Raw genomic sequence first — 13273 nt, 5'->3', positions numbered from 1 at the left:
CAAAATAGCATGGTATTTTTTTTGCACGTCCACGTAAAAAAACCTGATGAACGCCAGCTACCAACACCCCATTACCGTAAACCTTGCTGTATGTAATACCAAAATAAATTCCAACGTTTCTATTATCAGTTCCACACATCATTGCACCTTGCTCAGTATCGAATCTTCGTTCGTGTTTGCACAAATGCCGCATCTGAAAGGCTTTGAAGGCACTGTTGTAAAAAACGCTGCCACCATAATGCTTGGGAGTAACAGGAAATTCAGGCACGAATTCAAAGCGGTGCTTATCTCCGCAATCCGAATGATGGGTATACAAACAGATCCTGCACTTAATTAATGATTTCTGTTTATGCGCAATGCATACCGGCAATATTTTTTAATGATGCAGCCGGCAGCAGTACAGGTGGCATCGCCTGTTGTGTCACTCACTTGTACGTTCTGTTGTTATGGCGACTGTAGCGTTGTGTTTTCTTCAAGTCTGTGTAGGTATGCGGTATTTTTTATGAATAGTGAATACGCATTAAGGGATTCAGCCAATAGTAAATTCGCACTTACCTGTTTCAATCTTCGCACTTGCTGAAAAAACATTCAGCCGTACAAGAGTGCGACGCAACGATGCCACATAGTAGCACAACAGCTGGTTACACCACAACTATAACGGGTATCAGCCCAACGATTTTTATAACGCTTATGCAGTTATGTTATATAGGCTTACTCCTGCCCTATCCTGAACCAGTCAACATCAACATGCCCGCCCGCTTGCCTGGTTGCATAATTGAAAATACCATACCTGTAGCCCATAAAGTGTGGCAGTGTGTAAGTCATTTTTAATGGCGTGCCTATAACTTTCCAGTTTTGATTATCCAGGCTGTAAGCAAAGCTGGCGGTATCTTTCATATTGGTAAAATCGCAGGATGCTTTTAGGTAAACAACAGATTGGTTTAACGGTATTGCTGCAACTTCTGTTGCTACACCGCTGCCTGCGTTTACCATAATGAGCGATTTACCACTTTCCGTTGCTTTTACAGCAACATAGCCGTACTGCTTTTGCAACAGGCAAAGACCGGCAATATCGCCGTCTTTCATTGCAGCCACATCGATCGCCACACCAGCCGAACAAACAGGGCCAATGGTGCGTTGTGTAAGCATGTTGCGTACATCAAACAAAGTAGTATCAATACGCCCTGTGGTTAACCTGAGGTAACCCGGGCGGGTGGTGAGAGACCATAAAGTACGATCGGGGTTATGGTTCCACTGCCAAACCAGTGGCAAGGTTGCATCATTCTTTTTACGATCAAACTCATCTGAAGCAACAATGCCGGGTATTAAACTTTTATTGGCAGGCAGTTTAAGTTGATCAGGTACTTTTCCATCAACACCCAATACGGGCCAGCCGTTTTGCCACTGCACGGGTACGAGATAAGGTATGCGCCCCACGGCACCATAATCGCGAAAAAGATAAGCGAACCACCTGCCATCCGGCATATCTATAAGACCGCCCTGCGCCACACCGAGATCCTGCAATGCAAGCCTGCCTTCATAAGGTCCTGTTATCTTATCTGCACGATGCACAACAACCGTACGCATGCCACCTTTTGGCCAAACAATATTAAACAGGTAATATTTCCCATTCACTTTAAATAACTGCGACCCCTCGGCACCAAGCATAATATCATTTCCTGCAGGCTTACTGGCATTTTCAATGATTACCTGCTGCACACCTTTTTCTTTTACACCAGACAGGTCTTCTCTCAACTCAACAATATTGATCTTACCATTACCATACACCAGGTAGACCTTGTTATCATCATCAAAAAACAACGAATGATCATGATAGGACGGAGAAAAGCTAATGCGTTTCCATGTGCCTTTCCCGATATTCTTTGTAGTATAGATATATGTTTTATTGGTAGTCTGCGCAAAGGTGGTAACATAATAAACACCTTTGTGATAACGCAGGCTGCTGGCCCAGGAGCCCCGGCCATAGGCGTTTTTACCGGCAGTCAGGTTCAACGCATCTACATCTGCCAGCGTATCGTAGGCATAATCCACCAATTTCCAGTTTACCAGGTCATCAGACTTCATAATAGGTATACCCGGGCTCATGTGCATGGTAGTGCTGCTCATATAATAATCATTGCCTACACGTATCATAGCCATATCCGGTACATCGGCAAATACGATAGGGCTATGCGCCTGCGCTGTTTGTGCCGCTGCAAAAAAGCAGGGTAAAAAGCATCCAATCAAAACAATTAACTGTTTTAAATTCCTGTTCATACCTATAACATTATTTTCGGGTACTTACCCTTATAACCACAACTGTAGCAGGCGTAAGCGTATAATCGAATTTTTTAGCAACGTTCACGATACCTGTTTCGGGCCTCACATTTCCGGGACTTTCAAAAGAATTGACTGCTGATGTATCTGCCTGCAAACTGGTAAGCGATGCGCCGGGAAATATGGTGTGGAACCTGCTAATATCTATTTTTACTTTTTTAGCTGCCTGGCCCGCATTAGCAAGCTTGATAATTACATCGCCGCTTTTACTGTTGTACACACAGGAGCCTGCCAGCAAACTGTCTTTATCATCTTTCACAATAACACCATCAAAGTAATGATCTCCCTGGTTGGCAGTAAACATTTGCTGTACATAATAATTGGGTGTGAGATAGTAGGTTTTATTGTTAAAGAAGATCATGTCTGGTTTCCACTGGGTAAAACCCTGTTTTGCAAGCAGTGGCGCATAAGATGCCATTTTTACTACATCGCCATTCCTTTCAAGCGCTGTCATGTACACAGCTTCAGCAAGTGCATTCTGCATTGTATTACCCCACGATGCATACTCGCCCAGATAAACGGCGCCGCTATCGCGGTTATAACCATCATACCTGTATTGATTGCTGATAAACCACTCCGGCTCTTTGTAATAATGTTCATCCATTACAGGCACACCCAACTGGTTAGCGAGCCGCCAGCCTTTGGTAAAATCTTCTCCATCCGGGAAAGGGCCCGCTGTGCCCACCACCGTTATTTCAGGATGTTTTGCCTTCACAGCCTGGTAGATCATTGTAAAACGTTCTGTAAATTCAGGGGTTATTTTATCTTCATTACCTATGCCTATGTACTGTAGGTTGAAAGGTGCAGGATGACCGGCCGCCGCACGCTTTGCACCCCATTGGGAAGTTGCAGGCCCGTTTGCCCATTCAACCAGGTCGAGCACTTCCTGTATGTAATCATCCATCTCATTTTTTGGTAATGCTCTTTGGCCGGTGCCACCAATACGCCATGTGCCGCCCGAGTTCTGGCAACTTACTGCGGCAGGCAGTACCGGTAAAGGTCTTGCACCGATATCTTCACAAAACTGGAAGTATTCAAAATAACCGAGACCTGCAGTTTGATGATAACCCCATATATTTCGTTGCTCTACTCTTTGTTCTATAGGGCCGATGGTATTTTTCCAGCGGTACATGTTGCCAAGTCCGTCACCATGCGCCAGGCACCCGCCGGGAAAGCGGATAAACCCCGGGTGCATATCGGCAAGCAGTTGTGCAAGATCTGGCCGCAAACCATTTGTACGGTTTTTAAAAGTTTTTTGTGGAAAAAGGGATACGACATCCAGCGCAAGTTTTCCTTCAGATACTGCAAGTACAGAAAGTACAGCACTGTCTGCTTCTGCACTTGCAGTTAATATGGTTTCGTACCGTTTCCACCCTGCTGCGTTAATTTCAAGAGTGCCTGTGGCAATTGTATCGCCTTTACTGTTTTGCAATTGTAATTTTACCTGCACCGGTTCTTTGCTCAGCAATGACCCAAACACGGAAAAATTGTAGCTGTCCCCCTTTTTAATAACCATGCCATCAAAGCCTGTATTTTTAAGACCCACTGCGCCGGCGCTGTTATAAATATGCTCCACCTCCAGCACAACATAATGCGGGTTATTTGCATGTACCGGCTTATCCGTTGCTACGCTGATACGGCCATAAGAAAAACCTGTAGCTATGTACTCCCAATATGACAGCGGGTGCCATTCCCTTCGCTCTGCAGGATTGTATTCAAAAGACCGGTTTTGCACCATTTCTGCATACAGACCACCATCTGCTGCGTAATTGATATCCTCAAAGAACAAACCGAATAAATGGTCACTTATCTTTTTTCCTCCTTTTGGCAATTTGGCCTGGCTGCTTTGTGCTGTAGCGTGATGATACGAAAACAACACAAGCAGCATTACAATCGTACAATGTTTTGCACCATTCCAGCATCTTACACCCATATGCATAAGTTTTAATGATTCGTTATTTCATTTCAATCTTAAAAACAGCGGCAATATTGTTGGGCACGGCAGCTGGCTTTTTTATCGTGAGATGTTCTGCAGATTGTTGCCAGTTTATTTGCCCGGTACTGCCAAGCAATGTCACGCTTTTGATAGCGGGTACAGAAGTTGTACCAAGGTTTTTTATAATAACATCTCCGGCCGGCACTCCCATAGCCGTAACGTACAATGCCTTGCCGTTTTGATTAAAGCGTATATCTTTAGCCGTATATGTTATCTTACCTTCATTAAAACCCTGCGCATTAATGGGGTTAGCACTATCAGCCGATGGACCTTCGCCAAATATTTTCCAGGGCCGTGTATCAAAAATGCTTTCTTTGTTTATATCCATCCACGCGGCAATGTCTTCGAGTATGCTTATTTCTTTGTCATCAATTGTACCATCTCCACGCACCGGGATATTTAATAACAGGTTACCGTTTTTACTTACAACATCTATCAACTGGTGAATGACACTCCTGGCAGATTTGTAATTGCCTTTCTCGTAAATGTTATTGTTGTAGTGCCAGTCTCCAATGCATGAGCAGGTCTGCCATGGCTGTTGCTGAATTTTATCGGGTGCACCACGTTCAACATCCCACACCATACAGTCTTTTTGCTGCTCTGTGAGTATTTTACCAAACAGCACAGCCTGCAGCTGTCCGTCATGTTGCTGCATGTTACTGTTGTAAAAGTGTGCAGCAATTTTTAAACCCGCATCACTTACAGGGTATAAGGGTAAACCGGTATCATCAAAATACAACAGGTCAGGGTGAAACTGGTTGATCATATCAATGGTTCTGTTGTAAAACTTTTCGCAGTAAGCTTTGGATGGAACAGATGCGCCATTGCTCCAGTCCCACTGCCGGTGTATGGCATAAATATTTTTTGTATCGGCAGAGGGTTGATGATCCTGCGCATACAGAGCCTGTATATCCAGGCCATTCCACCACGCATCTTTACCGGCTGCGTTTGTTAACTTACCATCGTACGGCACACCTTTATATACCCCGGATGTATCGGCGTGTTGCGACACCTCATACCACGACCACGCATGTGCAGCATGCACACTGAGGCCAAAAGGAAGCTGGTTATTTTTGGCCGCTTTGGCCCAGCCTGCAAGTATATCTTTATGTGGCCCTACGTTTACGGTGTTCCATTGCTGGTATTTGCTGTTCCACATATCTACGTTATCGTGGTGGTTGGCCATAGCAAAAAAGTATTGTGCGCCGGCACGTTTGTATAGGGCTACCAGTTTCTCAGGGTTCCAGTTCTCTGCCTTCCAGCTATGTACTACTTCTTTAAAGCCTGCTTTTGACGGGTGACCATAATTTGCCACGTGCCAGTTATACTGGTTACTGCCCTGTTCATACATCCAGCGTGCATACCAGTCTCCCTGGCCCGGCTGGCATTGTGGCCCCCAGTGTGCCCATATACCAAACTTTGCATTGCGAAACCATTCCGGTACAACGTACTGAGATAATGATTGCCAGTTCGCTTCAAACCTGCCTGTCTGCATGGGCTCATTGCCCGGCCCGATATTGGAAATACTCGTTTCCTGTGCATCAACGCTTACATGGAACAGGATAAACAAACCTGCAAAAACAATTTTATTCATACTATAACTTTTACTGGTACATGCCTGTGCAAACAAAACGTGGTACCCTATGCAGAAATATTTGTTGCAGCACAAGTGAGTGACACAACAGGTGTTGATAGTAGCAATGCAGCCCAAACACAACTATGCCTGCAAATAATAGTAACGGCTGATGCAAATATTTTTTATGGTGGCACCAGCTGTATTGCTGCTATGTAGCTTTGGTTGTGTCACTCTCTTGTACGTCTGTACCGCTATGGGGCAACTGCGCAGCACCTCCGGGTACAAAACCCGGCTGATGACTGGTCAACTTATTCTGTAAGTACATCCACTTCTGCATAGCCTGCTGCATCATCGTTTTGGGTATTGCGCAATGCACGCAGCCGGATAAATCTTGCAGGCACCGTTTTAAACGTTTTTGTTTGCCACAAAGGATTGTTTTTTATGTTGGAAAACTCACCGCTATCCACGAGTTGCCAGTCGTTGCTGTTCATGGAAACAAAGAATTCGTAATGCGAGATAATTCCATTGGCCCACCAGTTCTGGTCTGGCAGGTAGCGAAAACCATTGAGGTTTTCTGTTTTACCAAGATCAATTACAATATCAGCGGGCATGGTTACATTGCCCGGCTGGTGCCAGGCAGTACTCTCCTGCCCGTCCAGCATATTGTACACATTGCTGTCTGCAATGGAAGGAAATGTCCACGACTGTTTTGCTATATCAAATTTTTCCGCAGTTATGGCACTGCTCTTTTTTGTAAGCTGGTTGTATGCTATCGCCTTTACTTCCGTTTTGCCACTACCTGTCATCACAGGTGTTGTATACTTTGCTGATTGAACTGATGGTGTACTTCCATCGAGCGTATAAAATATTTCAGACTCCGGATCAGCGGGTGTAATGATAACCTTACCCGATTGTGCCCTGGTTATTATTGGCGGAGTTAATATTTGTGGTGCGTTGTACACTTCAATATTACTGATAAGCGGGCTGGCTTTGGCACCGGTTATGGTAAACCGCAGCTTATTGCTCTGCACTGTGGGAAAGCGAAGAATACGCTTATACCCAATGGTTGTTTGTGTATCGATCAACATCCATTTTCCTTGTACAAAAGCTTCTATTGTAAAGTTCTTTACACGCTGCCCAAGTGCTATGTATTCCTGCACCAGAAAGCGGTTGAAAGAAACAGGCTTTTTGAAATCAATCGTAAGTGATGCGGTATTTACATTGTCATCTGTTGACCAGTAAGTTTCTTTATTATCATCCAACACATTTGCTGCGCTGTATATTTTGCTGCCCGCCCTGGTGGCGGAGGCTTCTGCCGCGGCGCCTTTGGCAAGGTTTACGGCAAAGGCTTCTTTAACAGCCTTTGCAAAGCCAAGTGCGGCCTGCTCATCTTTGTCGTTGATAAGCCCGTTGGGCATAATAGGAAAATTGAGGAGCAATGTAGCATTGCGGCCAATGGACTGGTAATAGGTGTTCATCAGCTGTGGCAATGTTTTTACTTTGGTATCTTCTTTAGGATGGTAAAACCATTCCGGTCTTATAGAAGTATTTACTTCGCCGGGCACCCATGCGTCGCCGTTTTCCACACCATGCCTCAGCATGTCTTCCGGTACATCGCCCGTTTTGTTTAGCAGGCTCCAGTTGGTTTCGCCCACGTAGCCTGCTTCCGTACCCACCCACCGCAGGTCTGCACGATCTCCGCCATCGTTCCATATCACAATATTGGGTTGCAATTCTCTTACAAGCTTATAAGTGTTAGGCCAGTCGTAGTAAGTTTTTGCATCTATCTTTCTTGTTTCATTGGCGCCACCGTAATAGCCGGAGCCGCCGTTGGCTCCATCAAACCATATTTCGAAAATCTCGCCGTAGTTGGTAAGCAATTCCCTCAACTGGTTGCGGAAGTAAGTAATATAGGCAGGCTTGCCATAATCGGGATGGTTACGGTCCCAGGGTGAAAGATAAATACCGAGTTTTAAGCCGTAAGCTTTACAGGCATCAGACATTTCACGCACAATATCTCCCTTACCATTTTTCCACGGGCAGTTTTTTACCGAATACTCGGTGTATACAGAAGGCCACAAACAAAAACCGCTGTGGTGTTTGGCTGTAAGTATAACGCCCTTCATTCCTGCTTCTTTACAAATACGTGCCCATTGCATACAATCCAGCTTGTCCGGGTTAAATATTTTGGGGTCTTCACTTCCCAGCCCCCAGGACATGTCTGTGTAAGTATTGACAGAAAAATGTATAAAACCGTAATACTCCATTTGCTGCCAGCGAAGCTGGTTGGCAGAAGGCAAAGGTTCAACCGCTGCAGGTTTGGAAACCTGCGCAAACATTATACAAGGCAGCATTGCAAAACAGAAACAAACAAAGGAAGATTTAAAAAACTGCATATTTTTCTGGCTTTGGTAAGATTGATCAAACGTTTTTATTTACCTGAATAACATGGGCGCAAACACGTAAAGATTATTACGCCATACGGGCCATGTATGTCCGCCGGGGTATTCGTAATAGGTATGTTTAATACCCAGCTCTTCAAATTTATGCATCATAAGCTGGCAGTTGTTATAAGCAATATCTTCTTTACCACCCATAGCAATCCAGAATGTCTTTAGATCATTATTGATTTTTGCCGCGTTCGTTTTCATGAAGTCATATTGCGCATCTGCGGTTTTGTCCAGCATTGGTTTTATCCAGCCGGAACTGAATACGCCAAGGTAGGCAAACATGTTGGTGTTGTTGACACCTGTGTACAGTGTTTGTAAACCACCCATTGATAACCCTGCAAGCGCACGGCTGTTTGCATCTTTCAAAGCGCGGTAATTTTTTTCTATAAAAGGTACAATTACCTGCTTCATTTCAGCTTCGAACATTTTCAGAGAAGTCTCTACGCCGGCACTGCTAAAGCCGCCCATACCAATGTTTGCATCGGGCATAACAATGATCATTGGTTTTGCTTTTTGTGCAGCAATAAGATTATCCATAATGAGGTCTGTTCTGCCCTGCGTGGCCCAGCCTCTTTCATCTTCTCCGCCGCCATGTATTATGTATAACACAGGATACTGCTGCTGAATGGCGGAATCATACCCTGGTGGTGTATAGATATACAACTGTCGCCAGGAGCGGGTTACGGCAGAATAATAACGCTTTACTCGGATATCTCCATGCGGTACTTCTTGTACGGCATAATAATCATCTCCCCGGAATGGTATCTCAATACCCGCCGCCATTCTACCCATACCATAGAATGTCTCACTGGCAGGGTCTGCAACTGCCACGCCATCTATAATTAATGAGTAATAATGAAAGCCCTCACCTATAGAATCTGTAACTGCAGTCCAGTTACCACCGGTATCTTTCACCATGTCATATTTCTTTCCAAGGTCTGCCTGTACCTTTTGCGCATCGGGTGCTTTTACACGAAACACAACACGGTTATCGGGCATTATCTGCGGGTATTTTGCAGAGCGCACGTTTGTTGCCGCAGGAGTACCCAATAAAGTATAAGATGCAAAAGTTGAAACATCTAACGGTTTAAATAAAAACTGTGAGAACATGTACAAACCGTTCTTCCATACTTTAAAGTCATGCACACCGGGCTCTATGTAATAAATATGCGGAACATCATGCCTGTACAAATAATCGTGTGTGCGCTTGCTGAAACTGATCAAACCATCGGCATCACCGCAGGAAATAAACAGCAACTTCAAGTGTTCTCTTGCTTTAGCCGCATCAGGCACGAGCAGCCCCGGCATTTTCGTATTAGGTGCAGAGGAAAAGCCGCCGACCCATGCAAACCTGTCAAGGTTACCCAGCCCAAAATTCAAAGACTGCCCGCCACCCATCGATAAGCCGGCGATGGCACGATGTTCACGATCAGTGTAAACGTTGTATTTCTTCTCAATAAAAGGGATAAGATCATTCAGCAGGTCTTTTTCAAAAGTAGCAAAGGCCTGTACTTTGGCACTGTCAAAGATATTCCCGACCGCACGGTCATCTTTCATGGCCCTTCCGTTTGGCATAACGATGATCATGGGCGCAGCTTTGCCTAGCGCATAAAGATTATCCATTATCACCTGGGGTTTGCCACCGTTAAGCCACTCTTTCTCATCGCCGCCTATACCATGCAAAAGATAAAGGACCGGGTATTTTATTTTCTTTGAATAGCCCGGTGGCAGGTACACCACTGCTTTCCGGTTGTTACCCACAGTTTTCGATTCGTAGATAATTGAATCTATAACACCATGCGCAATATTTGCCTGCAAAGAGTCAAAACCTGGTGGCGCCTGCTTTTCAGCGGGCTGCGCGTTACCGGCGTAAATGCTTAACATACATGTAAGCAGAATGAGTATTTTCTTCATAGCGTGTGAGTGTTTTTTTATGATGTACCAGGCTGCACTGCTACTATGTAACATTGTTGCGTCGCACTCTTGTACTTTCAGTTCAATGTGCAGCAACAGCCACCAGGTATTTATTATCAAACATGTTTACATTCCGGGATTTACTGCGCGCCTACCAAAACATACGATTCACCGGCCTGCGTAGCAATATCATATTCAAATGTTGCGTTCAAACGGGGCATATTAATAGTTGCCGCCGCGGCAACAACCGGTGTTGCCACTTCTGCTGTCGTGTAAAAAATATTGCTATTTACACCTTTTGCCACCTGTAACGCTTTACCGGTTATGCTCTTTAATGGTGTTGGTGATCTTAAGCGAAGGTTACCGCCGAGGGTAGATTTTATTACTGCTTTTATAACCTGGTGATCTTTCCATTCAATGCTGGTAACTTCAAAACCACCATATGCCCGTAAACCCTGAATGCTGCCGGATGCCCATACAGCAGGCAAGGCCGGTAAAAGGTTTAGTGCGCCGTCTTCGCTTTGCATCAGCATTTCGGTAATGCCACTGGTGCAGCCAAAGTTTCCGTCGATCTGGAACGGCGGATGCGCGTCAAACAAATTATTGTAAGTGCCGCCGCCACCTTCTACAGTGCCTACAGGTGTAAGCTGGTTTTGTATTAGTTGATATGCATGATTACCATCAAGCATTCTTGCCCACCAGTTAACTTTCCAGCCCATACTCCACCCTGTTGAAACATCGCCGCGCTGCAGCAAAGTGTTCTTTGCGGCACTGTATAATTGCGGCGTGCGGTAAGGTGATATCTGGGCGGAAGGAAACAGCCCGTACAAATGCGAGATATGGCGGTGATGATCGTTTGGATCATCAATATCATCGAGCCACTCCTGCAACTGCCCGTGTTTACCCACATGCATCGGCGGTAGCTTACTTCGCAATTGTGCCAGTGTATCTGCCAGCTTTGCATCCTGCTGTAATATTTGTGCGGCCCTGATGACGTTGGAAAAAACGTCGAACACAATCTGGTTACTCATGGTTACACCTGCGTCCAGCGATGAGCCATCATGCGCGGCGGGTGCATTTTCAGGCGACATATCAGGGCACAAAACAAGCCAGTGATATGTTGGGTGCTCTACCAGGAAATCTGCATAGAACAAAGCTGCAGCTTTTAATACCGGGTATACTGATGCGAGGTATTTCTTATCGCCGTTATACAAATAATGCTCCCATAAATGCTGTGTGGCCCAGCCGCCGCCATTGATCCACGCACCCCAGAACGCACCATCTACTGCGCCTGTAGCGCGCCATATATCTGTATTATGATGCGCCATAAAACCGCGGGCACCGTACATATCTTTTGCGGTCTTGCTGCCTGTTATGGACAGTTCTTTCACCATGTTTAGAAACGGCTCATGCAGTTCCTGCAGGTTTGTTTTTTCTGCAGGCCAATAGTTCATCTCGGCATTAATATTTATGGTGTATTTGCTATCCCATGGCGGATACAGTTTATTGTTCCATATACCTTGTAATGTGGCAGGCTGGCCACCCGGCCGGGAAGAAGATATAAGCAGGTAGCGGCCGTACTGATAATACAGCGAAACCAATGATGGATCATTACCTGTGGCAAAATTTTTAAGACGCTCATCTGTAGGTAATGTAGCTGCGGCTGTTGAGCCAAGATCGAGTTTAACGCGATCAAAAAATTTCCTGTAAGCCGCAATATGCGCTTGCTCGGTTTCTTTATAAGATTTTGACATGGCCGCAGATAAAAAATTACCGGCTCTTTCTGCCGCATTGCCGCCAACATCATTGTAACTATTAAAGTTTGTTGCAATGGAAACATAGATGGTAACAGTACTTGCATTGGTAATTGTTACCGATGTATCTGTATAACTTGTTGTGCCATCCACCACTTTGAACTGTGTTATACCTTTAAACTGCACGATGCCTTTCACACCCTCATGATCTATTGTTGTACCACTGATAACAAGCTGTTGCTGCCTGTTGGTACTGATTGAAATATTTGGCTGGGGTGTGGTATAAAAAGCAGTGAATGATATGCTGTTTCGTTTAGTGGCTGTAAGCTGCATTACAACCACCCTGCCGGCTAACGATGCCAGTATTTTGCGCGTGTAACCAATATCATTATTCGTGTAGCGTGTGGTTGCAACGGCTTTTGAAATATCCAGTTCGCGGTAGTAGTCTGTGTAGTTTGTATGACCGGGGAAGCTGAGCCTGAGATCAGCAACAGGCTGGTACATTTGGCCATGTGATGTTTTACTGATGATGATACGGTTTGCAAGTTGCTCTGCCTCTTTTTGTTTTCCTTCAAAAATCAGTTTGCGTAAGACTGGCAGTGAATCAAGGCAGGCGCGGTTATCATTCCTGTTGGGCCCACCGCTCCAGACAGTACTTTCATTTAACTGAATAATGTCTGTATCTGCATTGCCGTATACCATAGCACCCAGGTGACCATTGCCAATGGGCAAGGCATTTTCCCATACAGTTCCTGCAGGCGCTTTGTACCATAATTTAAGTGAACTATCCTGCTGTGCACTGCAATAAAGCGTGACCAGGCAACAGGCTGCAATAAAGGAATTTTTCATATGAACAAACTGAGGCATGAATATAAGTGTTTTTTTGACATTTATTATTATGTCTACACTTTTGCTTATAAACCCGGGAACAATTGCCCGAAGATTACAGCGCTGGAAGTGAATCTCCGCATTGCGTAAATGCTTTTCCCGAATCTGATAACAACCAAGAAAGGGCAGCGCTACTTTTGGTCAACAAAGCTGTAAAACATAGGGGAAAATTTGTGTGACGGCAGGTTCCGGCACCCCACGATAATTTTTTTGCAGCACAAATAAAGAGCGGTAAAGCCGCTGCAACAATTTCTCATCGCTGTTTTTATGTTATAAAGCAATCAATATATCCCGGTTTCTACCGGGATTGTTTTTGTTTAGCTTCGGAAGCAGTCAACAGATGCGGGAGAACCCATGC

The 13273-nt window shown here is 45.0% G+C and carries 7 protein-coding genes; 1 reads left to right on the top strand and 6 read right to left on the bottom strand.

From position 1 onward, the window contains the following. Window positions 1-46 precede the first annotated feature (46 nt). Window positions 47-337: a hypothetical protein gene (locus I5907_RS12425; RefSeq protein WP_196991141.1), complete on the top strand. Its 291-nt coding sequence runs from the start codon at window positions 47-49 to the stop codon at window positions 335-337. A 374-nt stretch (window positions 338-711) separates the two neighbouring features. On the opposite strand, the gene I5907_RS12420 is transcribed toward I5907_RS12425, so the two are convergent. The 6 genes from I5907_RS12420 to I5907_RS12395 form a co-directional block, all read right to left on the bottom strand. Next, the gene (locus tag I5907_RS12420) at window positions 712-2277 is read right to left on the bottom strand and encodes a glycoside hydrolase family 43 protein (protein WP_196991140.1); all 1566 of its coding nucleotides are present in this window, start codon (window positions 2275-2277) and stop codon (window positions 712-714) included. 10 nt (window positions 2278-2287) lie between these two features. Next, window positions 2288-4270 (bottom strand): alpha-L-arabinofuranosidase C-terminal domain-containing protein, encoded by a 1983-nt coding sequence (locus tag I5907_RS12415; protein ID WP_196991139.1) that lies wholly within the window; start codon window positions 4268-4270, stop codon window positions 2288-2290. Window positions 4271-4292: 22 nt separating this feature from the next. After that, the gene (locus tag I5907_RS12410; protein WP_196991138.1) at window positions 4293-5927 is read right to left on the bottom strand and encodes an alpha-L-fucosidase; all 1635 of its coding nucleotides are present in this window, start codon (window positions 5925-5927) and stop codon (window positions 4293-4295) included. Window positions 5928-6217: 290 nt separating this feature from the next. Further along, window positions 6218-8305 carry an alpha-L-fucosidase gene (locus I5907_RS12405; RefSeq protein ID WP_196991137.1) on the bottom strand — a complete coding sequence of 696 codons (2088 nt, stop codon included), beginning with the start codon at window positions 8303-8305 and terminating at the stop codon, window positions 6218-6220. Window positions 8306-8344: 39 nt separating this feature from the next. Further along, window positions 8345-10273, bottom strand: coding sequence for an alpha/beta hydrolase-fold protein (locus I5907_RS12400; RefSeq protein ID WP_196991136.1), 1929 nt, complete (start codon window positions 10271-10273; stop codon window positions 8345-8347). Between the two features lie 140 nt (window positions 10274-10413). Next, window positions 10414-12876, bottom strand: a complete 2463-nt coding sequence (locus tag I5907_RS12395; protein ID WP_231402094.1) for a glycoside hydrolase family 95 protein — start codon at window positions 12874-12876, stop codon at window positions 10414-10416. Between the last annotated feature and the right edge of the window lie 397 nt (window positions 12877-13273).

It is taken from the genome of Panacibacter microcysteis, from assembly GCF_015831355.1.
GTDB lineage: Bacteria > Bacteroidota > Bacteroidia > Chitinophagales > Chitinophagaceae > Panacibacter > Panacibacter microcysteis.
The sequence above is the reverse complement of the archived record's forward strand: the minus strand, read 5'-3'. Positions and strand labels throughout refer to the sequence as shown.